Below are 25,795 nucleotides of genomic sequence, written 5' to 3' on the forward strand. Positions count from 1 at the left end.
GGGCATTTGCCCGTTTTTTATTGTTCCAATTCTGATTTACCCCAGTCCACTACTTCATCTTCGAGGTAATGAGGGTATATTTTTCGGTGTTGTTTTTTTACTTCGGCGATCAGGGCTTCCCTGAATCCTTCTACATTTTCTCCTGAAGCAGCCGCCATAAAGACCGGCTTGATCCCGTTTTTCTTTTCATAAGCATCCGCTAAGGCCTTGAAATCCAAATAACGAGTTTCTTGGAGTTCGTGCTCGCTGATGTGCATAGATTCCTCCTCGGTTGGCATTTGCTGGACCAGATCGATTTTGTTGAAAACAAGCAGCACCGGCTTATCTCCAGCTTTGATTTCGTTTAAGGTTTGAGTGACTACGGCTATATGATCTTCAAATGCATGGTGGGAAATGTCCACCACATGAACCAGAAGATCGGCTTCTCGAATTTCGTCCAAGGTTGATTTAAAGGATTCGATCAAGTGGGTAGGAAGCTTACGGATAAATCCTACCGTATCGGAAAGAAGAAACGGAATATGATCCAAGACTACTTTTCTAACAGTAGAATCTACGGTTGCAAAAAGCTTGTTTTCGGCAAGAATATCTGTTTTGGTAATCAGATTCATCAAAGTGGATTTACCGACGTTGGTATAGCCAACCAATGCTACTCGGACGATTCCTTTTCTAGCCTTTCGCTGGGTTATTCCTTGTTTTTCGATTTCACTCAGCTTTTCTTTTAGTAAGGAAATCTTATTTCTAATATCCCGCTTATCGGTTTCAATTTCCTTTTCACCGGCACCACCACGAGTTCCTGTGCCTCCCCTTTGTCTTTCCAAGTGGGTCCACATGCGAGTTAGTCGGGGAAGGAGGTATTGATATCGTGCAAGTTCTACCTGAGTTTTCGCTTGCGCTGTTTGTGCTCTTTGAAGGAAAATATCCAAAATCAAAAGTGATCGGTCATAGATTTTCACTTTGATTTCGTTTTCCAAGTTTCGCATTTGAGAAGGAGAAAGATCATCGTCGAAAATCACCATATCCACCCCAAAATGCTCCACATAGGCTTGAATTTCCTCTAGTTTTCCTTTTCCAACGAAGGTCCGGATATCCGGTTTTTCCATTCTTTGAGTAAAGCGGTAAACCGTCTTTACTCCCAAAGTTTCTGCTAGAAAGGCAAGCTCCTCCAGATGTTCGTCGATTTCCTGATCACTTTGCTGCTGACGGATCAGGGTGACTAAAACTGCAGTCTCCTGTTTTGGCGCAGTATCATGAAGTTTTTGAAGCTTTCTTGAAAATTTACTCATGGTTTGTGTCTCCGTTTGTTAAAGGTAGAGAGCGGGAATTTGGTTCAATCTTCCCAGCAGGCAATCTGTTCGGAGGGATTGCTACTTGTTTTTAGGAAATCCTAATGCAAATTTGGGGATTATTCAGCAGAATAGTTAGGATACTCTATTTCCTAATGGTTATTTTACCATCGAAACCCAAAGAAAATCAAGCCAAATGGCAGAATTAAGGAAAACCCCAATTGAAGGGTTAATTGAGATATTTCCCAGAATCTTTCCAGATAACAGAGGCTATTTTTTTGAATCCTATCGAGAGGATTGGTTAAAAAGCCTGGGAATTGAGGAAAACTGGGTTCAGGATAACCAATCTTTTTCCCAAAAAGGCACAGTTAGAGGCCTGCACTTTCAAAGAACTCCTCATGCACAGGCTAAGTTGGTTCGGGTGATTTCAGGGAAAGTATTGGATGTAGCTGTAGATTTAAGAAAGGACTCTCCGACTTTTGGAAAGCATTTTTCTACCATTTTGGATGACCAAAACTTCAATCTGTTTTACGTTCCAAAGGGATTTGCCCATGGATTTGCGGTGATAGAGGACGCTATTTTTGCTTACAAATGCTCTAATTTTTATAACAAAGAATCCGAAGGTGGAATCTTGTGGAATGACCCTATGTTGGGTATAGACTGGGGAGTATCCTCACCTATAATTTCCGAGAAGGATAAATATTGGCCTACCTTGGAGGAGTTTAAAAATCAGACAGGAGGATTGTAATGAGTTGGTTGGATTTTCTGAAAAAGAAACCTGAAGTAGTTGAAGAACTTGACCTGAGTTGGCTAGGTGCGGACATGCATTCGCATTTGATTCCGGGAATCGATGATGGATCCAAAACCATGGAAGAATCACTTCACCTCCTTCAAAGAATGGAGGGATTTGGGTTGAAGAAAGTGATTACCACGCCTCATATCATGTCAGAGTATTACCGAAATACTCCTGAGATCATCAAGCTTGGACTGGAAGATTTGAGGAAAGCAGCCAAGGCGGCAAATATCCAATTGGAAATAGATGCCGCGGCAGAATACTACATGGATGAAATATTCCTGGAAAAAGTAAAAGATGGAGAAGAGCTGTTGACCTTTGGAGATAAGTATATTTTGGTGGAGACGGGGTTTATCAATAAGCCTCAAATGCTTTTGGATATCATTTTCCATTTGGAAATGGCCGGCTATAAACCCGTTTTAGCCCATCCGGAGCGATATCAATATTTACTCGTGGACAAAAAGCTTCAGGAAGAATTGATCGAGCGCAGACTCATCTTTCAGGTAAACCTTCTTTCACTTACCGGGTTTTATTCCCGACCAGTCAAAGATTTTGGAGAAATGTTGATAGATAGCGGAGCGGTTACATTTTTAGGAACGGATTGCCATAATCCACGCTATTTGGACATGCTGGCCACCCTTCCCAAAAACCAGAAGTTTTATTCTAAAATAAAGGAGATGAATTGGGTCAATTCCCAGCTCTGAAATTTTTCCCATGAATATTCTCATTACCGGAATCACCGGATTATTCGGAAGTCAACTTGCACAGGAGTTTGCCCAAATGGGTGAGCTTTTCGGACTAAAACGTGCGAATTCATCCCTTGATCTGGTTGGGAATAATCTGAATATTCACTGGGTAGAGGGGGATCTTCAAGATTATGATTCCCTGATCGCAGCAGTTAGGGGGATGGATTTAGTCATTCATTGTGCAGGATTAGTATCCTTCGCGGCCAGAGATTCAGATGCCCTTTATCAAGTCAATACTGAGGGGACAGCCAATTTGGTCAATGCCATGCTATCTTCGGGAATCGAGCGATTGGTGTATGTCAGTTCTGTTGCCGCTATTGGAAGGACGACTGAGGAAACCACTTACGATGAGGAGTTTAAATGGGCAGATTCTCCGCTCAATACCGAATATGCCATTTCAAAGTATAGAGCTGAATTGGAAGTTTGGAGAGGTGAGCAAGAAGGATTGAAAGTTTTGATCGTGAACCCTTCCATGATTTTGGGAAAAATCTCCACCCACCGAACCAGCACAGCTATTTTGGATTATGTACTTCAGGAAAACACCTTTTATCCAAAGGGAAAATTGAATTACATAGATGTCCGGGATGCCGCTCAGATCACCCGTCTGTTAGTAGAGAAAGAGGCATGGGGAGAACGATTTATTTTGAATAAAGAAAGTATTTCATTTTTGGAATTTTTGAATAGAGCTGCAAAGACGTATAACAAAAAGCCACCAAGATTTGCCCTATCCCCGGTTTGGTCTGGAACTTTGGGAAAAGTCTTTGGTTTTATGAGGCTTCTCGGACTTTCGGATAATCCCTTGACTGCCCAAACGGCTCGAATTGCCCAGCAAAAAATCACTTACCAGCCTACCAAGGCAACTGAATTGCTCGGCTTTTCCTATCGCTCTTTGGAGGAGACTTTGATCTGGTGCAATGAACCCTGAGTAAACTTATTTTTCCTAATCGGCGTTTAGCCTTTTATCACCCAAAATCCCCTGATTTTCCTATCAAAAAATTTGTAGCCTGAAAAAGGGAAATTTAACTAGTTAGCATTTTGAGATAGCCGTTTTATTGGTATCTTAAGTAAACCATAACTCATTCGAATGACCGGAGATCACGATCACGACTGGGAAGAAGACAAAAAGCTGGTTGAGCGATTTGAAAATTCCCTAAAATCCAACTTGGACCTCTATTTCGAAGAAGAAGAACTGGAAGACATCATCCGGTTTTACTTTGATCAGCAAAAATTCCTCAAAGCCTTAAGAGCCTCAGAATTTGCCTTGGAGAAGTTTCCCTTCTCTGTGGAAATTCGTTTGCTTAAAGCGCAATGTCTGATTTTTAACGATGAATTGGATGAGGGCTTGAATATCCTCGAAAATCTGAACAACCTTTCCCCAAACAATGAGGATATCCTGTTGGCTTTGGCCAATGCTCAGATTCTAGCAGGTAATCCTCAAGAAGGGATTGATTTGCTAGAAAATTTTCTGCCTTTGGCAGATGACAAGGCCGAGGTTTTTTACTCTCTTGGAAATCTATATCGAGCTAAAGGCGATAACAACAAGGCAAGTTTTTATTTCAAGGAAGCTGTCAAAAACAGAATCAATCACGAGGATGCACTTTTCCAGTTGGCGATGATCACTGAGGAAGAAGGCTCCTTTGATGAAATATTGGAGTTTTATCAGGAATTCATCGATCAGGATCCCTACTCAGCCGGAGCTTGGTATAACCTTGGAGTGGTTTATAACCGACTGGGAAGATTCAAAGAAGCTATTCAAGCCTATGAATATGCATTGTTGATTGACGATTCTTTTGCCTCGGCCCATTTTAATATGGGGAATTCCTTGATGAATACCCATCAATATGAAGCGGCCATAGAAGCATATCAGAATACGATCAATTGTGAGGGGGCCAATGCTGAGAACTGTTGCTACATGGGGGCTGCGTATGAGAAGCTGGGACGAATCGATGAGGCTTTCAAATACTTTAAAAAATCTGCCAAACTTGACGAGGAATATGATGACGCTTGGTTTGGATTAGGTATGTGTATGCTGAAAAAGGAAAAATACTTTGAAGCGATTCACTATTTCAAAAAGGCCCTGAATCTCAACAAGGACAATCCAAACTATTGGGTGGGATTGGCAGATGCTGAATTTAACCTTGGAAACCTTCAGGCTAGTTCAGAAGCTTATGAGGAAGCGATCAATCTGGAGCCTGGAATCATGGAAACTTATGTCAATCTTTCTGTGATTTATTTTGAGCAAAATAGATTCGAAGAGGCAATTGATGTAGTCCGAGAGGGAATCGAAGAATCTCCCGAGGAGCCTGAATTGTACTATAGATTGGTGGTGTATTTGGTTAAAATGGGCAAATACAAAGAAGCCTTCACATATTTAGAAAATGCCTTAACTTTGGACTTTGAAAGGCATACCATCTTGTACGAGCTCATGCCAGAGCTAAAAAAGCAGAAGGCTATCTACAAGATTATCGCCCAATATCGGGATGAGCAATCCTCAAACGAATCTTAAAACCTAGCATATGAAATCAAGCATGACTAAAAAGTCACACGCCGTGATGATTAGCCTTCATGCGAGATTCCATGTGGCCATTAAAAAACCAATCAAAAACACATGAATTATGTGCTAAAGAATCTCCCTGTACGGACTGAGAAGCCACGTAATACGGGATTTACTATGGCTATGGACAAGGGTCTTAGCCTAAGAGAAACTGAAGACTTTGTAGATAGCTGTGCAGATTACGTGGATATCGTCAAGTTAGGATGGGCGACTTCCTATGTGACTAAACATCTGACAGAAAAAATTGCTGTTTATCGAGAAGCTGGCATCCCGGTCTATTTTGGAGGGACACTTTTTGAAGCATTTATCGTAAGAGGTCAGTTCGATGACTACAGAAAAGTCTTGGATAAATACGGGCTTCAATTTGCCGAAGTATCCGATGGCTCTATTTCATTGAATCACGATAAGAAATGTGAATATATCAGCACTCTTGCTAAGCAAGTGACCGTTCTCTCAGAAGTTGGGTCCAAAGATGCTGCGAAGATTATTCCTCCTTACAAGTGGATCGAGCAAATGCAAACAGAATTGAATGCAGGAGCCTGGAAGGTGATCGGTGAGGCAAGAGAAGGTGGAAATGTTGGTCTTTTCCGTGATTCCGGGGAAGTTAGACAAGGTTTGGTGGAAGAAATTCTTACCCAGGTTCCTGAGGAAAAAATCATTTGGGAAGCTCCACAAAAATCCCAGCAGGTTTGGTTTATCAAATTGCTTGGAGCAAATGTGAATTTGGGAAATATCAGCCCATCAGAAGTGATTCCTCTTGAGACAATTCGTTTGGGACTCAGAGGAGATACGTTTGATCATTTCCTTGGAGAAATAAAATTGTAAATAAACCTATTGTAAAAGAGGCTGATCGATCTATCGGTCAGCCTTTATTTTTGTCTAGAAAATCAAGCAAAGGGTATTCTATCTGGTTATTAGATTTTCTGGCAGATGAAAAAATTTGAATCAAGATGAAATCCATCAAAAAATACGGATTGACTTACCTGAAAGGGATGGCTATGGGAGCGGCTGATATTGTCCCGGGGGTTTCCGGAGGTTCCATTGCTTTAATTGCCGGGATTTATCAGCATCTCCTAGATAGCATCAATGCTTTTAATCTTGAAAATTTAGGGTACCTCAGAAAGCTGGAGTTGAAGAAATTCTACAAGGCGGTAAATGGAAGCTTTCTCTTGAGCCTTCTGCTGGGAATCCTTACCAGCATTTTTGCTTTGTCTAAAGTGATTACTTTTTTGATGGAAGAGCACCCAATTCCCCTCTGGTCCTTTTTCTGTGGATTGATTTTAGTCAGTGCATTCTTGATATTGAAGGATATCAAAAGATGGCATTTTGGAGTGATTTTGGCTCTTTTGATAGGAACGCTCATTGCAATTTGGGTAACCAACCTACCTCCTACGACTTCTCCGGACCAGAAGTGGTTTGTATTTGTTGCCGGAGCAATTGCCATCTGTGCCATGATTTTGCCGGGAATTAGTGGGAGTTTTATCCTGTTGATTTTGGGAAAATATGAGACGATCCTCAAGGCAGTTTCAGAAAAAGATATCCTGACTTTGGCATTATTTGCCTCTGGATGCGTGGTTGGAATTTTGTCGTTTAGTCGGGTAGTTTCCTTCTTGCTAAAAAAATATCATTCTGCAACTATTGGCTTGCTTTCAGGATTTATGCTGGGTTCGGTTAATGAACTTTGGCCTTGGAAAATTGTCACCGTTTGGAGAACCTCTTCAAGTGGCGAGCAAAAACCCTTTATTACTGAAAATTTATTGCCTTCAGATTATTTAGCTCAGGTGGGAAATGAACCTCAATTCCTTGCTGCAATCCTTGCATTTATTTTCGGGATTGGCATAGTCCTTTTCATCGAATGGCTGGCAACCAAACTTCAGAAATCATGAGAAAATTCGGGTTAATTGGATTTCCCTTAGGTCACTCTTTTTCCAAAAAGTATTTCACCGAAAAATTCGAAAGGGAAGGCATTCCCAATTGCCAGTTTGATTTGTATGAAATTCCTGAGATAACTGAGTTTCCAAAAATTATAGCTGAAAATCCTGAATTAGAGGGTATGGCAGTTACAATTCCTTATAAGGAACAGGTTATTCCATTTTTGGATGAGTTAGATCCTGCCTGTGAAGTAATTGGTGCAGTGAACTGTATTCGAATTCGGCCGGGACAAAAGAAGGGCTTCAATACAGATTATATTGGCTTTAAGCATTCGCTGCAGGCATGGTTGGGAGATAGTATTCCTTCGGCTTTGGTCCTCGGGACTGGTGGAGCTTCCAAAGCAGTAAAGCAGGCTCTGAAGGATTTAAAAGTTGATTTTTTGTCTGTTTCCAGAAAGGAGGACTCAAATCAAATCACCTATACCGACTTGGGAAAAAATCCCGATTTCTTAAAAAACTATCAGCTGATCATTAACACGACTCCTCTGGGTACTTTTCCCAAAACAGAAGGCATTCCGGCGATTCCTTTAAATCAGTTGACCTCTGAGCATATGGTTTATGACTTGGTCTATAACCCACCGGTCACTTCTCTGATGCAGGAATGCCTAAATCGTGGCGGAAAAGTTAAGAACGGGCAAGATATGCTGGAGCTCCAAGCTGAAGCTGCCTGGAAAATCTGGAACTCTTAAAATTGTTCCCGATTGATTTTTTAATGATTTTCAGGAATGCAAAATTCTGAAGAAAAAATCCGTTGCCCTTGGTGCCTAGGATTCCCCCAATATGTTCAATATCATGATCAGGAATGGGGAGTTCCAGTTTTTGATGATCAAGTGCACTTTGAATTTTTGATTTTGGAAAGTGCACAAGCCGGATTAAGTTGGGCCACTGTGCTCAAAAAGCGAGATGGTTATCGCAGAGCCTTTGCGGACTTCGATTATAAAATTGTAGCCGAGTTTCCAGAAAGTTATGTTCAGGAGCTTCTTCAAGATCCGGGAATTATCCGGAATGTTTTAAAAATTCGGGCTGCTATCAATAATGCCCGGCGATTTATGGAAGTTCAGCAGGAGTTTGGTTCCTTTTCAAACTATATCTGGAGCTTTGTTGGAGGAAAGCCCATTCAAAATTCCTTGAAAAAGGGAGACCCCTCACCTGCAACATCCCCAGAATCCGATGCTTTGGCAAAGGATCTAAAGAAACGGGGATTTAAATTTTTAGGAAGCACCGTAATGTACGCCCATATGCAAGCCACCGGACTGATCAATGATCATTTGGTGGAATGCTTTCGGTACGAAGAGGTGAAGCTTTAAACAAAGGCTATAAATATCAACCAGACCAAGAATAAGATCGGGAGTAGTATTGGTAGAGTGAATCGAATGATATATCCGAAGAAAGATGGCATTTTGATTCCACTTTGCTCAGCAATAGATTTCACCATGAAGTTTGGACCGTTCCCGATATAGGTCATGGCCCCGAAGAATACCGAAGCAATTGAAATTGCCAATAGTTGGAAGGTGGTGTCAGAATTATTCATGGTATTGGCAGCGAATTCTCTCACTGCCGCGATATTCCCAATATCTGCTCCTTCAGAAGCCATGGCCGCAGCTAAGAAGTTTAGATAGGTTGGAGCATTGTCCAAAACTGCAGATAGTGAGCCGGTTCCCCAATAGAGTGTATTTGGCGTGATCAAAGCTGCTCCTTCTGGTGATTTGGCAAAGTTGCCCACCAATTCCAAGGCGGGCATCATGGTACCAAAAATGCCTATGAAGATAAATGCGACTTCACGGATGGGCTCAAAGTTGAACTCATTTCCTTTTAAAGCCCGCTGATCTGCAAATTTGTAGGAGAAGAAGGCCACAGAAAGCATGATGATTTCCCTGAGAAAAGAAAACTTCTGTCCATCATACTCAATGGCAGGAACTCCTTCAATCACATTCGGGTCAAGGAAAACAGCACAGATTACCACTAAAAGCCATCCAAAATTTTTAGCTCCTAACAGAGTGAATTTATTGGAATAAGTAATCTCCTCGGCAAATTCATCTTCTTCTTCCTTGCTGAATCTTCTATCCAAGAAATAGAAAACTGTAGCTAAAAGGATCAAGGCTAATCCCCAAGCTGGCCAGTTGTGTTCTATGGTCCAGAAGAATGGAACTCCTTTTAAAAATCCTAGGAAAAGCGGAGGATCACCTATAGGAGTCAACGAACCACCCACATTACTTACCATCAAGATAAAAAACACTATGTGGTAAGGTTTGATGTTTCCTTTGTTTAATCGGATAAATGGCCGAATCAAAAGCATGGAGGCCCCTGTAGTTCCAATCAAATTGGAAATAACGGCTCCGATCAAAAGCAAGGCAACGTTTGCATTTGGGGTAGCCTTCTTGTCAATTTCAATCAAAATACCACCTGAGGCTACATAAAGCGATGCCAAAAGGGCAATGAATTGTATGTATTCCGCCAAAGCATGGACTGGTGCATGGACATTATCCAATGCAAACAGGTAGTACAAGACAACCAGAATGGAAAAGCCTACTGCAATTTTTGGGTAGTTGTGATGCCAGAAATGCTCATAAAAGAGCGGACCTGTAGCAATCATCAACAAAAGGGCAACAAAAGGAATCACAAGCCATCCTGGGGCGGAGTGACCATGCTCTGCGTCCTCAGCATGGATATCCACAGAATTAGCGGAATCCATTGCTTGATCAGCGGAATTCTGAGCTAATAAATCTGTAGCTGTCTGGACAGTTTCAGCATATGTCTCGGAGGCTAGGGTCAAGCCAAAAAATATTATTCCGAAAAATATGATAAAACTTACAAGAGATTTCTTCATCGGGTCAATTGGGTAAGCCGGGTTCTACTTTCCGATAAATTATAGAATTTTTTTAAAGATTTATTAACGGGGTAAGCAAGCGCTAAACTACAATTTTTGAAGGAAACTGCCCAAGGGCAAAAACAATCCCCTCCTGATTTCACGAAAAGTTAATTCAGGAGGGGGAATAATAGGGTCTGCTTTTACACGAGTTGTGCCAAAGCTATTTTAAAGGATGCCTGAGCGATGTTTGTTTTCGATGGGTTTTCTGCAAATGTTTTTTCAAGAGCCTTTTCGATGGTTTGGGAGACATCACTGAAAATAGCCTGATCGGTCACTTCTGCATCGTCACTCATTAAATAAGCAAAAACTCTTGCCATGCCACAGTTCGCAATAAAATCCGGAATCACAGAAATTCTCTGATCCGCCCAGACTCCTGTTGGTCCGAAGAAAATCTCAGGATCGGCAAATGGCACATTCGCACCCGAGGAAATTACCTCCAGTCCTGCTTCTACCATTCTCGAGACTTGTTCTTTTGTGATTAGTCTTGAAGCGGCAGCTGGAATGAAAATTTCACTTTTGATATCCCAGATTTTTGAATTGATTTCTTCGAATGGAATCAAGTTTTCAGCCACCAGTTTGTTCTTTTCCCGCTTTAAGAAAAGCTCCCTGATTTCATCCAGATCAAATCCTTCTTCCTTAATCAGACCTCCTTCACGGTCAATAATTCCTACGATTTTCACTCCCTCTACAGCCAGAAAGCAAGCAGCTGCTGCGCCTACATTGCCCCAACCTTGGATGATGGCTCGTTTTTCCTTGATCTCTCCTCCCCAGATAGCATAATAATGTCTTACTGCTTCGGCAACACCATATCCAGTGATCATGTCGGCTACGGTGTATTTTTTGGTACCGTTTGGAGTAAAGAGTGGATCTTCCAAAACCTTGGAAACACCTTGGCGAAGCTGTCCTATTTTTCGAATCTTTTGTGGTTCATTGGCGTGAAAGTGTCCATTGACAATTCCTTCCTGTGGGTGCCAAAGTCCATAAGACTCCGTAATTGGGATTACCTCATGGATTTCATCCACATTTAAATCCCCACCAGTTCCATAGTAATTCTTAAGCAAAGGCATCACTGCCTTGTACCAGCGTTCCAAAACTCCAGTTTTTCTTGGGTCAGAAGGATCAAAATTTATCCCGGATTTGGCTCCACCTATAGCTGGGCCCGAAACGGTAAATTTCACTTCCATTGTTTTGGCCAAGGATTCCACTTCCCGCTGATCCAAACCCTTTCTCATCCGGGTTCCACCGCCCGCGGCTCCTCCACGAAGCGAATTGATCACTACCCAGCCTTCAGCCTCGGTTTCACTGTCACTCCATTCAAAGATGATTTCAGGTTTTTTATTCTCAAATCGTTTTAGCAGTTCCTGCATATTTCTTGGGTTTATATTCGGCCCCAAAAATAGAAAAATAACCTTGGCAAGAATCAGAAGATTTGGAGTAGTGGTCAGGGATAAATCGTTCCCCCTGAGGAATCTCGGCTAGCTCCAGTTACAGAGGCTAGAGAATTATTTTCACCCCGAAGTCTCAAAACGCCCAAAAAAGCAAAAATCAAAGCCTCTTTAAATTCGATCAACTCCTTACTGGCAGTGTATTTTTCCCAGGAATGATTTAAATGATGCCCCAATCTTTCCTCAAAAAAAGTATGGTATGCCCCTCCCCCAGTTATCAACACCAAAGGCTTTTCCTTTCTTTTATTTTCCAAAATAACCTTTGCAATCTGGAAGGCAAAGTGCTCTACCAGGGTTCTCATAGCATCTTTAGGGTCAAGTTTTGCTGCCTCAATTAAAGGCAAGAAATCTCTTTCCATATCCTCTCTTCCCAGTGATTTTGCCTCTTGATGGGTGTAAAAAGGCAAAGCATTCAATTGATTGAAAAGAGTCAAGGATACTTCTCCTTTTCTGGCTTCATTGCCTCCGGCATCATAGTCAAGGCCGAGTTTCTTGGCTTCAGAATTCAAAAGGATATTGAATGGACTGGTGTCAAAGGCCAATCGTTTACCTGATTTTTCAAAAGAGATATTGGAAATCCCTCCCAGATTCAGGCAAAAATCTACTTGCGGAAAAAGCAATTGATCTCCGATCGGTACCAAAGGGGCACCCTGTCCCCCAAGCTGGATATCCAACATTCTAAAATCATTGATTACTCGTTCCTTTGAGGAAGCGTGCAAAGCCCAGCCATTTCCGATTTGGTGGGAAAATCCAAGTTTGGGTTGATGAAAAACCGTATGTCCATGAGATGCCACAGCCAGGGGCTTGAATTCAAATTCATCACAAAAATCCCTGACCTTTTCTCCCATCCATTTCCCAAAGTCCACATCCAATTGCGCTAATTCTAATCCGGACATCAAGTGAGAACGCATAAGCTTTTCACCCAAATCCTCGGGAAAAGGAAAAGTTTTCGCCTCTTCAATTTCAAAATGCCAGGAACCTTCTTTGGAAAGATGAGCAAAGGCTACATCCAGACCATCTCCGGATGTTCCGGACATTAAGCCAATCATACTATAGGTTTCCTGAGACATGGGTTAAAGATTGTTAAGCGAGGGAATAGCTTCAAAGATAAATTTACCGATAAAAAGTCTTACTTCTTTTATTGGCTATTTTGCGAAGCAAATGAAAAATCTGGTAATCGACATAGGAAATACCCGAATCAAATCTGCCCTTTTTTCAGGGAAGGAATTGCTGGGTGACCATGTATTTGATTCTTTGGAAAATGCGGTAGAATTCTGGCTAAACATGCCGTTTGACCATGCCTTGGTGAGTTCGGTGCGGTATTCTATGGAAGAACTTCAGAAGTCTATTCCTTTTGAATTTCAATTTTTGAGTCATTCTACCCCCTTGCCTATTGTCAATGGGTATTCCACTCCTCATTCTTTGGGATTGGATAGGATCGCCGCAGCGATTGGTGCTTGGGAACTTGCAGGAAAGGGTCCAGTTTTGGCAATTGACCTAGGAAGCTGCGTGACCTATGAGTTGGTTGACGAGCTATCCGTATACCGCGGAGGCTCCATTTCACCGGGCATGGCGATGCGGGCCAAAGCGATGAATACCTTCACTTCCAAATTACCCTTGGTGGATCTGGCTCAAAAGCCGGAAAATTTTGTCGGGGATTCGACAATCACCTGCATGCAAGCAGGAATTTGGTATGGCTTGACCTATGAAATGGAAGGGCAAATTGCAGCTTACCGTCTTAAATTTCCTGAAATTCTGGTCTTTCTCTGTGGAGGAGACGCCCAATCTTTTGTTTCAATGGCAAAAGACCACATATTTGTAGTCCCAAATTTGGTCCTTCATGGACTGAATTGTATTCTAAACCACAATGTTGAGTAAAATAGGGTTAAAATCTTTGGGTGTCATCTGCACCCTTTTATTATTTACAAAGGTCCATGGACAAAACAGTGCCTCCACCTACAGTGCGCTGGGAATCGGGGAATTTAATTATTCCGGATTGACCCAAAATCAAGGAATGGGTGGACTAGGCATCAGTTATGGAACTGGATGGCAAGCAAACGTGGTCAATCCTGCTCTTTCGACCTACAATACGATTTTCAACTTTCAGGCTGCCTTTAATTACAAGCGAAATAATGTGAATAACGGGACTGAAAACTCCACAGTAGACGGAGGAGGCTTGTCCTATTTGGCGTTTTCTTTGCCAGTAAAATCTGGAAAATTCACCACGGGTATGGGTTTAGGCCAAATAACCAGTGTGAATTACAGACTTCAGGTTCGAAGCGAGGTAGCCAATTCAGATTTAGTGGCTACTAATTTTTTACAGGGAAGTGGAGGAATTTCTGAAGCTTACATGACTTTTGGTTATAGAATTGCAAAAAATTTGAGCATAGGATTCCAAGGGTCTTATCTCTTCGGTTCCACTATTCGAACCAACCAATTGGTCGTCTTTAATGAAGAAAGTAAAGAGGTGGGAAATCCTTCCGAATATTATGAGCGATTGACCGTGTCGGATGTGGGATTTAAGGCTGGTGTTCACTACCAATTCAAGACCTCAGAGAAAACTAATCTCCATCTAGGCGCCATTTATCAGAATTTAGGGAACGTTAATGGAACCGCGTTTGCAAAATTAGCGGACTTTGGCCAAGCTAGCGACCCGGATTCGGATGGTGACTTGATCGCCGATAACGTTAAAGGAAATATCTATATCCCAAATCGGTACGGATTTGGGCTGACTTTTGAGAAAATTAATAAATTCGCAGTCGGCTTGGAAGGTCAGGCTCAGGATTTTGCGCAATACCGAAACTTTTTCGGTGATCCGCTGAATCTTCAGGCTACCAGAAAAGTCGGTTTGGGCTTCCAAATCGTGCCTGATTACCTGAATTTTGATAATATTTTCTTAAGGGCAACCTATAGAATCGGAGTAGAATGGATGCAGACGCCGTACATGTTAAATAATACAAATATCAATGACATTGGCATCAACCTTGGAACATCTATTCCAGTGAACCAGCTTTCCTTGGTCAACTTCGCCTTCAAAGTCGGTCGAAGAGGGACTCTGGATAATGGTCTGATCAGAGAAAGTTATGTGAACTTCACTTTAGGATTTTCTCTAAACGACAATAGCTGGTTCTACAAAAGAGTATTTGAGTAAACAATTAGTACTAAAAAAAAGTAACCTATATAGAACTCTAATTTTACAAAGCAACCGATTAAAACCTTACAGATATGAAACTTAAATCAACCCTTCTTGCTCTTGGAGCAGTGCTTCTGGCAGGTTATGCACAGGCTCAGGATGGATGGAACTGGCCTACTGATCCTGCACAGGAAGCCCTAGCCAGAGAAAAAAATGCCGCTTATGTAGACTACATGAAGTCTGAGCAATTCATTGAGGCACTTAAGCCACTTAACTGGCTATTTGTAAATACTCCAGAATTGAATGAGTCCATTTATATCAATGGGGTAAACATTTACAAAGGTGCTGCTGACAAAACTGCTGATGCTGCTCAGAAACTGGTGTATCAGGATAGCGTAATGGCTATCTATGAAAAAAGAGGTCAAATCTACAACAACCCAGAAAAGTGGATTGAAAATAAGGCCTACTTCGGTTATCAGTTTTTCAAAAATGATAAAGAAAGAATCGGTGGTGTAATTGCTGACTTTGAAAAAGCCATTGAATTGAATGGAAATATCAATCATCAATTAGTAGCTGCCTATTTCAATTTGATTTATTTGAATAACGCCTATAATAAAGCTTACACTGGTGAGCAAGTTTTGGCAAAATTTGAAATGGCTAGTGGATTATTGAATAAGTCTGAGGCTGAGGGTAAAGATGTTACCAGCTCAAGAAGTCTTTTGGAACAGGTTCTGATCAATATGGAATTGATCGATTGTGATTTTATCGAAAATACAATCGGTCCAAAATTGGCTGCTGATCCAACCAACTTGGATATTGCAAATCAGATATTTAGATATTCTGTACAATACAAGTGTTATTCATCCAACTCCTTCTTGGCGGCATTGGAATTGATTGACTCTAACAATCCTACTTTCGCTACTTCTCAGGTAAGAGCGATGAGATACATGTCTGCTGGAGATTTTGACAAGGCTCAGCCTGTTTTGGAAAAAGCATTGACTTTGGCAGAAAATAACAAGCAGAAAGGCGAAATCCAGATGGAACTTGCAAAGATCCATACCAATGCTGGTAGGAAGGCTGCCGCTAGAACAGCTGCAAAAGAAGCTGCTGCTTTGGACGCTGAATTAACTGCTACTGCCTACTCTTTGATCGGTGACTTGTACATGTCTTCTTTCAACGATTGTAAAGGTGGAGAGAGCCGTGCAAAAGACTACTCTGTATTCATCGCAGCTTACAATGCATACCAAAAAGCAGGTGATTCTAAAGGAATGGGAAGTGCAAGATCAAGATTCCCATCTAAGGAAGAATTGTTTACTGAAGGTCTTCAGGTTGGTTCTTCCATCAGCACAGGATGCTGGGTAGGTGAGACTGTATCTTTGGCTACCAGAGATTAATTTCAAGCAAAATCTTAGAAAAGGCAGTCATTTGGCTGCCTTTTTCGTTTTCAGGCAATACGATTATATATCTTTGTGACGTGAATCCTAAAATTCAATTTCTCCTGCTTTCTCTTTTTGGGTCCCTTTTTTTCTTTTCCTGTAGAGAAAGCGTCAGTCCTGAGGTTTTGGAAGTGTATGATGGCCCCATGAATGAGGCTATTGATATTCTATTGATTCATAGCGATTCAGCGGTGCTTCGTTCAGAGATCCGTGCTCCACGACAGTTGGAATTTAAAAATGGAGACTTGCAGTTTCCTGAGGGCATAGAAATCAAATTTTTCACTGTTGAAGGACTTTTGGAAACCACCCTTCGTGCAGATCGGGGATTTTTTATGAAAGATGAAAATCTTTATCGCGGAGAAGGAAATGTTCAAATTCAAAATTTGATCAAAGATCAAAAGCTGCAGACGGAAGAAATCTTTTGGAATCAAGCCCAGAAAAAAATCTGGACAGAAAAATTTGTGACTATTCAGGAAAGGCAAACCTTATTTAATGGTACCGGAATGGAAGCTGACGATACCTTTTCTAATTATACCCTGAAGCAAGTTCGGGATAGTCGTACCCTTTTACCAGGAGAAGGCCTATGAAACTCGGAGACGTTTTGATCCTTTCTTTAGCCTTGGCATTTGTGATCATAGGCATCCATCAAAGCCTTACGGTAGGAATTGGTGGTTCATATGCTATTTTTATGTTTGCGGTTGGCTTGTTATTTTGGTTTCAGCTAAGAAGAAATAAAACCAACCCGAAAGAACCCGAACCTACTCAAAAGAAGAAAAAACGCTGATCATGGATAACACCTACCTCTTTTATGTATTGATCACCCTGGTTTTTTCAGCATTTTTTTCAGGCATTGAGATGGCTTATATCTCGGCCAATAAGCTTCAGATCGAGCTACAAAGTAAACAAGGTCTGCTTTCAGGTCAGCTTTTAAGTCGCTTTGTCAAAAATCCAGGCCAATTTATTGGGACTACCCTAATCGGGAATACCATTATGTTGGTATTGTACGGCACATTCATGGCTTACCTTTTAGAAGATCCCATTCGGTCTTTTCTTCCTGCCAATCTTGCCAATGAGGGTAGCGTATTGGTTATTCAGACCATTCTTTCCACCATTTTGGTTTTGGTCACAGGAGAGTTTTTGCCTAAAAGCCTTTTCATGCTCAATCCCAACTCCATGTTGAGATTCTTTGCGGTGCCATTTTGGGGGATTTATATGCTCATGTATCCTTTGGTTTGGTTGATTGTTGGGATGTCCAGATTTTTTATCACTAAAATGTTAAGACTGGAATACAACGAAGAAAGGCCGGTTTTCACGGTGACTGATTTGAATTCCTTCTTGAAAGAGCATTTTCGAATGGCTCAAAGTTCTCCGGGAAAGGTAGAAATCGATACCAAGATTTTTGACAACGCCGTGGAATTTAAGACGGTTAGGATCAGGGAATGCATGATCCCCAGAACGGATATTGTTGCGGTAGAGGTAGAAGATTCGATTGAGGATTTGAAAAAAGTTTTTGAGGAAAGCGGTCACTCCAAAATTGTCGTCTATCGGGAAAGCATTGACGAAGTAATTGGTTATTGCCATCAGTTGGAATTATTCAAAAAGCCAAAGTCTATTGAGGAAATCCTTACCCCAATCATCATTGCTCCTGAGTCAGCCTTGGCCAATGAGCTGTTGATTCAGTTCATTCAGGAAAGAAAAAGCTTGGCTTTAGTCGTGGATGAGTTCGGTGGGACAAGCGGGATTGTTTCCATGGAAGATATCATAGAGGAGATTTTCGGGGAAATCGATGACGAGTACGATAGCGATGATTTGGTAGAGCAGCAGCTAACTGATCAGGAATTTTTGCTTAGCTCCCGACATGAGATAGATTATTTAAATGAGAAATATGGTTGGGAATTGCCCTATGGTGATTTTGAAACTTTGTCTGGTCTAATCCTTTCTATGACAGAGAATCTTCCTAATAAAGGAGATAACGTCACTATTGGGAAATATACCTTTACTATTGTGTCCAAACAGGCCCACCGAATTGATACAGTTCGCCTGAAAATCAACTAGTCTGATATTTTTTCGATTAGGACTTTGTTTCAAGTTGATTTTGAATTTCGAGGCTAATGCTATTATTTTGCGACACTTCTAAAAAAGCGTAGTAAATCTAATGGCGTTAATTAAGCAAATAAGACAGCGGACAGGTCTCGCAATCGGTGTGATCGCCGGCGGGTTGATATTATTCCTCTTGGGCGGGGATTTGTTGAGTCCAAATTCATCCCTTCTGAATAGCAATCAGAACATCGTTGGAGAAATTGCCGGAGAAGAAATTTCTTTGGAGGAGTACTCCCAAAAGATTGAAGAGTTCAAGGCTTCTTTCCAGCAAAGAACCGGTCGAGTTCCGGCTGAAGCAGAGATGGTCTCCGTAAGAGAGCAGGCTTGGCAGGCAATGATCGTGGAGCGAGTGTTCGATGAAGAATATGAAAAATTGGGATTAACTGTATCTCCAGCAGAATTGGTGGATATGGTGCAGGGAAAAAATATTGTTCCTGAACTTCGTGCTCAATTGGTAAATCCTCAGACAGGTCAGTTTGACAAAAATCAGCTGATTACTTTTCTTCAGTCTTTGGAGACTGCGGATCCAGCTCAGCAGGCATTTTGGAATCAGCAAGAGCAACTTTTCGTGCAATCCAGAAAGCGTGTGAAGTATGACAACATGCTGGCTCTTTCTGAATATGCTACCACTGCTGAAGCGAAATTGGAATACAAGGGAGCAAATTCAATTGCTGACGCATCTGTATTGTACATTCCGTATTACGTGATTCCTGATGGAGAAGTAGAAATCTCTGATAGCGATCTTAGTGCATACCTAAGCAAGAATAAAGAGAAATTCCAGATTGGTAATTCTGCCAGCATGGAATATGTGATGTTTAGCATTTTGCCAAGTGGGTTAGACTCAGCAGAGGTTATCAGCAGAATCAATGAATTGACAGAAGAATTAAAAACTACCACTGAAGATTCTGTTTTTGTTAGCAGAAATTCTGAATTGCAGTTTCCATTCCAGGCCTTTGGTCCTGGTGACGAGCTTCCTGCTAGCTTGACTTCTAATGTGGGCGATATCCAGAAAGGCCAAACTTATGGTCCTTTTGTAACCCCTAATTCTACCTACGTTTCTTACAAGATTTCTGATCAGTATGAAGGAACAGCTAAGATGAGGTCTTCTCACATTCTATTCAGCACTGAAGGAATGGACGATACTGGCAAGGCTTCTGTAAAAGAGCAGGCCGAGAAAGTTTTAACCGAGATCAAGGAAGGCTTGGATTTCGCTCTTGCAGCCAGACAATATGGACAAGACGGAACCGCTCAGGTTGGAGGAGATTTGGGTTGGTTTGCTAAGGAAGATTTTGTGGAGCCTTTTGCCACTGCCACTTATGCTGCTAATGCAGTTGGTTTGTTGCCAAATGTGGTGGAAACAGAATATGGCTACCATATCATTAGCGTTACTGAGTTGCCTAAAACTAGCTATACAAAACTTGCTACTTTGGAATTGGAGCTAGTAGCTTCAGACGAAACAAGAGATGAAGCTTATAGAAATGCGGATACCTTCGCCGCTGAAAGCGGAAATAGAAATGAGTTTACTGAAAATGCTACTGACAAGGGTTACCGAATCATCCAGGCAAATAATGTAGATGCTAATTCTAGAAACCTTAACAACTTGACCAATGCCAGAGGCGTGGTGATGTGGGCTTTCGGTGAAGCTTCTGTTGGTGAAGTATCTCCTGTATTTGAATTAGACAACTCTTACTTGATCGCTACCTTAGTTTCTAGAAAAGAAGAAGGCGATGCCAAGTTGGAAGATGTGAAAGATCAGGTAAGACAGCTAGTTCTTAATGAGAAAAAGGCTGCTATGATCAAGGAGAAAATTGCCGGAAAAACTACTTTGGAAGAAATGAAAGCAGTATTTGCGGATGCTTCCTTGAATTCTCTTCCTGATTTGAGATTGAACACTTCCGTGCTTCCAGGTATCGGTTTTGCACCAAAGGCTATTGGAGCGATTTTCGGACTTTCTACAGCCGGAAAAATTACTCAGCCTATCCAAGAAGATATCGGAGTATTAGTCGGAAAATTGAACTCTCTCACTCCAGCAGCTGAAATCGGAGATTATACAGCTTATCAAGGGCAATTGACACAAGCAGCTTCCCAACGAATGAACTATCAAATCATGATGGCTCTACAGGATCTGGCCGATGTGAAAGATTACCGCTACAAGTTTTATTAATAAAAACTTCAAAAATGAACCCATGTCGAAAGACATGGGTTTTTTGTTTGAAAAAATATTTGATAGAAAGGAGTAAGTTTGATCATGAAAAAGAATTTTGATAAAGCAGGATTCAAGGAAAGACTCGAGGCCGCAGGCCAATTTCCAATGCTTTACATGTTTAAATTTATCGTCCCCAATGGACGGGAAGGAGAAGTTGGAGAACTTTTCCCTAAAAATGAAATGAGCCTAAAGCCCAGCAGTGGAGGTAAATATGTGAGTACTACCATCCAAATGATGGTGGATAGTGCAGATCAGGTCATTGCTATTTATGAGCAAGCTTCAGAAATCGAAGGAGTAATTTCTCTTTAATACAATCAATCATGTGGAAGGAAGAAAATAACCGACTCAAGAAATCATTTAAGTTTGCTGACTTTCAGGAGGCATTTGCCTTTATGACTCGCGTAGCTTTTCTAGCTGAAGCTCATAACCACCACCCTAATTGGAGCAATGTCTACAATCAAGTGGAAATTGAACTGACCACGCATGATGCCGGAAATGTGGTGACTGAAAAAGACCGAAAATTAGCCAAAGCCATAGATCAGATTCTGGGATGACCGAGACTCCGATTAGTTTATTTTTAGTTCCTACGCCGATTGGCAACCTTAAGGACATCACCTTACGTGCCATTGAAGTCCTCAAGTCTGCAGATGTAATCTTGGCTGAGGATACCCGAACTTCAGGGATGCTTTTGAAGCATTTAGAGATTTCTAGGCCCTTGCAGAGCTATCATATTTTCAACGAACACAAGGCTGTTCAAAAGCTGGTGGATCGAATGAAAAAAGGGGAGGTCTTTGCCTTGGTCAGCGATGCAGGAACTCCAGCTATATCTGACCCTGGGTTTTTATTGGTTAGGGAGGTTTTGGCAGCAGGATTAGAAGTTCAATGTCTTCCTGGACCCACTGCCTTTGTTCCGGCATTAGTCAATAGCGGATTACCCAATGATCGCTTTGTTTTCGAGGGCTTTTTACCTCATAAAAAAGGAAGAAAAACACGTATCGATTCTCTACTTGAGGAAAGTCGGACAATGATTTTTTACGAATCCCCTCACCGATTGATGAAAACTTTGGAGCAGTTTGCTGAGGCATTTGGTCCTGATCGGCAGGCTTGCGTTTCCAGGGAATTGACAAAACTCCACGAGGAAAATGTACGGGGGACTTTGGAGGAACTGATCGATTATTATCAAAATAATACGCTGAAAGGAGAAATCGTCCTGATCCTTGCGGGGAGACCTGAAAAAATCAAGGAGAAAAAATATCAGGATTAATACCCAGAATTGATTTTCCAACCCTACTTTTAATTAACACTTTAGTATACTCTCAGACCAACTCAATTACCTATGCTTAGCCAAGAAAGAATTTCCAAACTTTTAGAGCAAACTCAAGAAGTAGCCAAAGAGGTTGGAGCGTTTATACGCAAGGAAAGAAGCCATTTTAATGTTGACAAAGTAGAGCACAAAGGTTTTAATGATTTGGTTTCCTATGTGGATAAAGAGGCTGAGAGACAGATCGTGGAAAAGCTCAGTGCAATCCTTCCTGAGGCTGGATATATCACTGAGGAAGGCACCAATACCACTCAAGCGGAAGTATATAATTGGGTCATTGATCCATTGGATGGAACGACCAATTTTATCCACGGAATTCCAGTCTTTTCGGTAAGCATTGCCTTGATGGAAAAGGATCAGGTTATTTTGGGTGTAGTATATGAAATCAATCGGCATGAGTGCTTTTATGCCAAAAAAGGTGGAGGAGCATTTTGTAATGACACCCCAATTCAGGTCAGTAAAGCTCCGGATCTTGCAGCTTCTTTGATTTCCACTGGCTTTCCTTATTACAATTTTGAATTAATCGACCGGTACCTCAATTCCATGAAATCACTCATGCAAAAAACCCATGGTCTTCGAAGATTGGGTTCTGCAGCAGTAGACCTTTGTTATGTTGCAACGGGTCGGACTGAGGGATTTTTTGAATATAACCTCAACTCCTATGATGTAGCTGCAGGAACTTTGATTGTTCAGGAAGCTGGAGGTACAGTGACTGATTTTATAGGGGGGGATGATTTTATTTTTGGTAGAAAAGTCGTTGCCAGCAATGGTCGGATCCATACTGAATTTTTGAATGTCCTGAATGAATTTTGGGGATAATCAACCCAAAAGCAAATACCAGATTGCAAGCGTAATTGCAGAAATCGGCATTCCCAAGCCGGAAAGTAAGGTGGCCAATTTGGGTTGAAGTCCAAATTGAATGGCAATGATTGACCCGGTAATCATGGGAGCCATACCACTTTCCATCACGGTAACCTTGAATTCTAAGGAATTTGTATCCATAAATTGGGAATAAAGCGCCCAAACCAAAATTGGAGCAAGGATCAACCTATAGCTCAATCCATACCAGAAAAATCTGGAGGTAATGGATTGGACATCTGGAGAAAATCTCAAACCAATTACCAGCAAAGCCATTGGAGGCATTGTTTTTCCGATCAATTGAAGGAGAGGCAAAAGGATTTCAGGAGTTTTGATCCCCAATAAACTCATGATTAAGGTCCCAGCGAGAAATCCAAAAGGTGGAAATTTCAAAATCTTCAAGGGGACTTTTCGTAGGCTTTCACTGTGGTTGCCGTAGATAGATCCAACCAAAATCGAAAGGGAAGAAACCAATAAAAACGAACCTCCTTGGTCTATCAATAATGCTATGGGAAGGCCTTCTTTTCCATAAAGTGCCTCAATCACCGGAAAGCCAAGAAAGGAAGTGTTCGCAAGCCCGGCTACTATAATCAAGCATCCGGTCACATTTCTCCCCCAATTGAATTTTTTACCCAAAAGCCCAAAAATCAACCAAGAAATCAGAAAAGTGAACCAGGCCGCAGAAATTGGAATTAACAAGCCCCAAGTTGGTTTGATCTCAGGAATGTAAAGTAGGGCTAAAGCTGGAAGAACAATATTGATAAGGTATGCCTGAACCCAATTTGCAGCTTTAGGAGCCGGAAAATTGGGGACCTTTTGAAGAATTATTCCCAAAAAAAGATAAGCGAAGGCTATAACGGCTCCTGTCATACTTGAATATTTAAAAACTTTATTGGTTTTAACATAAAAATAATTTTGTTCCTTTGTATTCCCTTGATTATCAATCTACTTTTACACCTGAATAAATTTGTTTCTATGTCTAAACTTATACCGATTTTTATTGAAGGCAAAAAATGGATTCAATTATCCCAGCTTTCCTTTGAGCATGCCCAATCTTTGAGATCAATGCTTCCAGGCAATTGTCTGAAAAAAATTATTTTCCATGGAATTGAGTTGATCGATTGTCTTGACTTTGAAACGTACGAATATTGGTTTCGAACCAAAGAAGTAAGCGACCAAACTGAGGCAGTTCTGGACTTTTAGTCCAATCCAAAATTTTTCCTCTTTTCCTCGAAATACTTTTTCAATTCTGGATAGAATGGACTTTCAGCCTCTGGAATTCCATCCAAAACCAGAGCCATATTTTCTTCCTGAAGGTCCTGATTGACTTGCATTCCTTCGATGAGGTAAATGATATCCTCAAAATTCAAGGGCTCCCAGCTGCTTCCCGGATAGACGACATAGTCATTTCCATAAAAATCCACCACTTCAAATTGAATCTTTCCTTCCAGGGAATGGGCATAAATGCTGATTTGCTCTCCCCACTGGCTTTCAGGAAAATGCAAGCGAACCAGAAGTACCGAATTGGCGTCCTCGCTGAAGTAAGTTTCTGGCCTGAATTTGAAATCAAACATGGTCTAAAAATAACCTGAAATTGGTCAGATCTGAAAAAATCAGGCTTTTTGATCAAGATAGGTTTGTTAAAATCCTCCCGAATCAGGGAGATAATCCGATAAAGCCTAGTTCCAAAAATTTGATTCAATCAAATTTCAACTTTGCCTCTTTTGAGTCCCTTTTCACATTGGATTATAGGGACATTAAGGCTATTTTTGGGCACAATAATTTGGGCCTAAGAAAATACTTGGGCAATTTTCATTGCTTTCAAACCACTCATTATGAAAAGAGATTCGCTTGTTTTCGATTTGATTGCCAAAGAAGAAGACAGACAAAAAAGAGGCATAGAGCTAATTGCTTCTGAAAACTTTACTTCCAAGCAAGTAATGGAGGCTGCTGGCAGCGTATTGACCAACAAATATGCAGAAGGCCTTCCTGGCAAGCGATATTACGGAGGTTGTGAAGTGGTCGATCAAATCGAGCAAATTGCTATTGACAGAGCGAAGGAATTATTTGGTGCCACTTGGGCCAATGTCCAGCCGCATTCAGGAGCCCAGGCAAATGCTGCGGTAATGTTGGCTTGTTTGAAGCCAGGCGATGCCATTTTGGGATTTGATTTGGCTCACGGTGGACATTTGACACACGGTTCTCCTGTAAACTTCTCTGGAAAGCTTTATCAACCGCATTTTTATGGGGTGGAGGAAGCCACCGGAGTCATTGATTACGACAAGGTGGAAGCGAAAGCACTGGAAGTAAATCCTAAAATGATCATTTGCGGAGCTTCTGCATACTCTAGGGACTGGGATTACGAAAGACTGAGAGCAATTGCAGATGAGGTAGGAGCTCTTTTGTTAGCAGATATTTCCCATCCATCAGGATTGATTGCAAGAGGATTACTTAATGATCCTTTGGACCATTGCCATATTGTAACCACCACTACCCATAAAACCCTCAGAGGTCCTAGGGGCGGTTTGATTTTGATGAGAGAGGACTTTGATAATCCTTGGGGATTGACCACTCCAAAAGGAGAAATCAGAAAAATGTCTGCCTTGTTGGATATGGGTGTTTTCCCGGGAACACAGGGAGGTCCTTTGGAACATATTATTGCAGCTAAAGCAGTTGCTTTTGAAGAGGCGTTGTCGGACGAGTACATGCATTATGTACTTCAAGTGAAAAAGAATGCATCCATAATGGCTGAAGAGTTCGTATCTCGTGGATATCAGATTATTTCAGGAGGAACAGACAATCATTTGATGCTCATCGATCTTAGAAATAAGGATCTTACCGGAAAATTAGCCGAAGAGACTCTAGGAAAAGTAGACATTACTATCAATAAAAATATGGTTCCATTCGATACCAAGTCTCCTTTTGTGACTTCAGGTATGCGTGTTGGAACAGCCGCAGTGACTACCCGGGGATTAAAGGAAGATGATATGAGAAAGATCGTTTCCTTGATTGACCGGGCATTGCAAAACCATTCCAATGAATCAGAACTGGCAAAAATCAAGTCAGAAGTAAATTCTTGGATGGTACAATTTCCCCTTTACTAAAAATAGCAGATTCCCA

Annotated in this window: 27 protein-coding genes; 21 read left to right on the forward strand and 6 right to left on the reverse strand. The window is 41.4% G+C overall.

What is annotated here, in order from left to right:
* Positions 1 to 17 precede the first annotated feature (17 nt).
* On the reverse strand, positions 18 to 1,283 hold the full coding sequence (hflX, locus tag DFQ04_RS08885) for a GTPase HflX (RefSeq protein WP_133554922.1): 1,266 nt from the start codon (positions 1,281 to 1,283) through the stop codon (positions 18 to 20).
* A 196-nt stretch (positions 1,284 to 1,479) separates the two neighbouring features.
* On the opposite strand from hflX, the gene rfbC reads away from it, so the two are divergent.
* The 8 genes from rfbC to DFQ04_RS08925 all read left to right on the forward strand — a co-directional run bounded on the left by rfbC (position 1,480) and on the right by DFQ04_RS08925 (position 8,614).
* Positions 1,480 to 2,031, forward strand: a complete 552-nt coding sequence (rfbC, locus tag DFQ04_RS08890; RefSeq protein ID WP_133554924.1) for a dTDP-4-dehydrorhamnose 3,5-epimerase — start codon at positions 1,480 to 1,482, stop codon at positions 2,029 to 2,031.
* Positions 2,031 to 2,780: a tyrosine-protein phosphatase gene (locus DFQ04_RS08895; RefSeq protein ID WP_133554926.1), complete on the forward strand. Its 750-nt coding sequence runs from the start codon at positions 2,031 to 2,033 to the stop codon at positions 2,778 to 2,780. Before rfbC ends, DFQ04_RS08895 begins: the two co-directional genes overlap by 1 nt.
* 10 nt (positions 2,781 to 2,790) lie before the next feature.
* Complete coding sequence (locus DFQ04_RS08900) at positions 2,791 to 3,747, forward strand: NAD-dependent epimerase/dehydratase family protein (RefSeq protein ID WP_133554928.1); 957 nt, start codon at positions 2,791 to 2,793, stop codon at positions 3,745 to 3,747.
* Positions 3,748 to 3,906: 159 nt separating this feature from the next.
* Positions 3,907 to 5,328 carry a tetratricopeptide repeat protein gene (locus tag DFQ04_RS08905; RefSeq protein WP_133554931.1) on the forward strand — a complete coding sequence of 474 codons (1,422 nt, stop codon included), beginning with the start codon at positions 3,907 to 3,909 and terminating at the stop codon, positions 5,326 to 5,328.
* A gap of 102 nt (positions 5,329 to 5,430) precedes the next feature.
* Complete coding sequence (locus DFQ04_RS08910; RefSeq protein ID WP_133554933.1) at positions 5,431 to 6,201, forward strand: phosphosulfolactate synthase; 771 nt, start codon at positions 5,431 to 5,433, stop codon at positions 6,199 to 6,201.
* 125 nt (positions 6,202 to 6,326) lie between these two features.
* Positions 6,327 to 7,262 carry a DUF368 domain-containing protein gene (locus tag DFQ04_RS08915; protein WP_133554935.1) on the forward strand — a complete coding sequence of 312 codons (936 nt, stop codon included), beginning with the start codon at positions 6,327 to 6,329 and terminating at the stop codon, positions 7,260 to 7,262.
* Positions 7,259 to 7,996: a shikimate dehydrogenase family protein gene (locus DFQ04_RS08920; RefSeq protein ID WP_133554937.1), complete on the forward strand. Its 738-nt coding sequence runs from the start codon at positions 7,259 to 7,261 to the stop codon at positions 7,994 to 7,996. Before DFQ04_RS08915 ends, DFQ04_RS08920 begins: the two co-directional genes overlap by 4 nt.
* A gap of 36 nt (positions 7,997 to 8,032) precedes the next feature.
* Positions 8,033 to 8,614, forward strand: coding sequence for a DNA-3-methyladenine glycosylase I (locus DFQ04_RS08925; protein ID WP_133554939.1), 582 nt, complete (start codon positions 8,033 to 8,035; stop codon positions 8,612 to 8,614).
* Here DFQ04_RS08925 and DFQ04_RS08930 read toward each other — a convergent pair.
* From DFQ04_RS08930 to DFQ04_RS08940, 3 genes are all read right to left on the reverse strand, one after another.
* Positions 8,611 to 10,134 (reverse strand): sodium:proton antiporter, encoded by a 1,524-nt coding sequence (locus DFQ04_RS08930; RefSeq protein WP_133554942.1) that lies wholly within the window; start codon positions 10,132 to 10,134, stop codon positions 8,611 to 8,613. The genes DFQ04_RS08925 and DFQ04_RS08930 overlap by 4 nt on opposite strands.
* 182 nt (positions 10,135 to 10,316) lie before the next feature.
* Positions 10,317 to 11,543 carry a Glu/Leu/Phe/Val dehydrogenase dimerization domain-containing protein gene (locus DFQ04_RS08935; protein ID WP_133554944.1) on the reverse strand — a complete coding sequence of 409 codons (1,227 nt, stop codon included), beginning with the start codon at positions 11,541 to 11,543 and terminating at the stop codon, positions 10,317 to 10,319.
* 74 nt (positions 11,544 to 11,617) lie between these two features.
* The gene (locus DFQ04_RS08940; protein ID WP_133554947.1) at positions 11,618 to 12,691 is read right to left on the reverse strand and encodes an anhydro-N-acetylmuramic acid kinase; all 1,074 of its coding nucleotides are present in this window, start codon (positions 12,689 to 12,691) and stop codon (positions 11,618 to 11,620) included.
* A gap of 91 nt (positions 12,692 to 12,782) precedes the next feature.
* On the opposite strand from DFQ04_RS08940, the gene DFQ04_RS08945 reads away from it, so the two are divergent.
* The 11 genes from DFQ04_RS08945 (at position 12,783) to DFQ04_RS08995 (ending at position 22,636) form a co-directional block, all read left to right on the forward strand.
* A complete protein-coding gene (locus tag DFQ04_RS08945) occupies positions 12,783 to 13,499 on the forward strand; it encodes a type III pantothenate kinase (RefSeq protein WP_133554949.1) in 717 nt (238 codons plus the stop codon).
* Positions 13,489 to 14,772 (forward strand): hypothetical protein, encoded by a 1,284-nt coding sequence (locus DFQ04_RS08950; RefSeq protein WP_133554951.1) that lies wholly within the window; start codon positions 13,489 to 13,491, stop codon positions 14,770 to 14,772. Before DFQ04_RS08945 ends, DFQ04_RS08950 begins: the two co-directional genes overlap by 11 nt.
* A gap of 74 nt (positions 14,773 to 14,846) precedes the next feature.
* Positions 14,847 to 16,148 carry a hypothetical protein gene (locus DFQ04_RS08955; RefSeq protein WP_133554953.1) on the forward strand — a complete coding sequence of 434 codons (1,302 nt, stop codon included), beginning with the start codon at positions 14,847 to 14,849 and terminating at the stop codon, positions 16,146 to 16,148.
* A gap of 80 nt (positions 16,149 to 16,228) precedes the next feature.
* Entirely contained in the window at positions 16,229 to 16,777 is a 549-nt protein-coding gene (gene lptC, locus DFQ04_RS08960) for an LPS export ABC transporter periplasmic protein LptC (protein ID WP_133554955.1), read from the forward strand.
* Positions 16,774 to 16,974: a hypothetical protein gene (locus DFQ04_RS08965; RefSeq protein ID WP_133554957.1), complete on the forward strand. Its 201-nt coding sequence runs from the start codon at positions 16,774 to 16,776 to the stop codon at positions 16,972 to 16,974. The genes lptC and DFQ04_RS08965 overlap by 4 nt, the downstream gene beginning before the upstream one ends.
* A gap of 2 nt (positions 16,975 to 16,976) precedes the next feature.
* Positions 16,977 to 18,245 (forward strand): hemolysin family protein, encoded by a 1,269-nt coding sequence (locus tag DFQ04_RS08970; protein ID WP_133554958.1) that lies wholly within the window; start codon positions 16,977 to 16,979, stop codon positions 18,243 to 18,245.
* Between the two features lie 100 nt (positions 18,246 to 18,345).
* A complete protein-coding gene (locus DFQ04_RS08975; protein ID WP_133554960.1) occupies positions 18,346 to 20,454 on the forward strand; it encodes a peptidylprolyl isomerase in 2,109 nt (702 codons plus the stop codon).
* Between the two features lie 84 nt (positions 20,455 to 20,538).
* Entirely contained in the window at positions 20,539 to 20,805 is a 267-nt protein-coding gene (locus DFQ04_RS08980; RefSeq protein ID WP_133554962.1) for a DUF493 domain-containing protein, read from the forward strand.
* Between the two features lie 11 nt (positions 20,806 to 20,816).
* Positions 20,817 to 21,050 (forward strand): 4a-hydroxytetrahydrobiopterin dehydratase, encoded by a 234-nt coding sequence (locus DFQ04_RS08985; RefSeq protein ID WP_133554964.1) that lies wholly within the window; start codon positions 20,817 to 20,819, stop codon positions 21,048 to 21,050.
* Positions 21,047 to 21,760, forward strand: coding sequence for a 16S rRNA (cytidine(1402)-2'-O)-methyltransferase (gene rsmI, locus DFQ04_RS08990; protein WP_133554966.1), 714 nt, complete (start codon positions 21,047 to 21,049; stop codon positions 21,758 to 21,760). The genes DFQ04_RS08985 and rsmI overlap by 4 nt, the downstream gene beginning before the upstream one ends.
* Before the next feature lie 72 nt (positions 21,761 to 21,832).
* Positions 21,833 to 22,636 carry an inositol monophosphatase family protein gene (locus tag DFQ04_RS08995; protein ID WP_133554968.1) on the forward strand — a complete coding sequence of 268 codons (804 nt, stop codon included), beginning with the start codon at positions 21,833 to 21,835 and terminating at the stop codon, positions 22,634 to 22,636.
* On the opposite strand, the gene DFQ04_RS09000 is transcribed toward DFQ04_RS08995, so the two are convergent.
* The gene (locus tag DFQ04_RS09000) at positions 22,637 to 23,545 is read right to left on the reverse strand and encodes an AEC family transporter (protein ID WP_133554970.1); all 909 of its coding nucleotides are present in this window, start codon (positions 23,543 to 23,545) and stop codon (positions 22,637 to 22,639) included.
* A 105-nt stretch (positions 23,546 to 23,650) separates the two neighbouring features.
* On the opposite strand from DFQ04_RS09000, the gene DFQ04_RS09005 reads away from it, so the two are divergent.
* Positions 23,651 to 23,878 carry a hypothetical protein gene (locus DFQ04_RS09005; RefSeq protein WP_133554972.1) on the forward strand — a complete coding sequence of 76 codons (228 nt, stop codon included), beginning with the start codon at positions 23,651 to 23,653 and terminating at the stop codon, positions 23,876 to 23,878.
* On the opposite strand, the gene DFQ04_RS09010 is transcribed toward DFQ04_RS09005, so the two are convergent.
* On the reverse strand, positions 23,875 to 24,249 hold the full coding sequence (locus DFQ04_RS09010; RefSeq protein ID WP_133554974.1) for a UDP-glucuronosyltransferase: 375 nt from the start codon (positions 24,247 to 24,249) through the stop codon (positions 23,875 to 23,877). The two genes, DFQ04_RS09005 and DFQ04_RS09010, sit on opposite strands and share 4 nt — an antisense overlap.
* 261 nt (positions 24,250 to 24,510) lie before the next feature.
* On the opposite strand from DFQ04_RS09010, the gene DFQ04_RS09015 reads away from it, so the two are divergent.
* Positions 24,511 to 25,779 carry a serine hydroxymethyltransferase gene (locus DFQ04_RS09015; RefSeq protein WP_133554976.1) on the forward strand — a complete coding sequence of 423 codons (1,269 nt, stop codon included), beginning with the start codon at positions 24,511 to 24,513 and terminating at the stop codon, positions 25,777 to 25,779.
* Positions 25,780 to 25,795 lie beyond the last annotated feature (16 nt).

Origin of the sequence: Algoriphagus boseongensis, assembly GCF_004362805.1 — a bacterium.
In the GTDB taxonomy this organism is placed as follows: domain Bacteria; phylum Bacteroidota; class Bacteroidia; order Cytophagales; family Cyclobacteriaceae; genus Algoriphagus; species Algoriphagus boseongensis.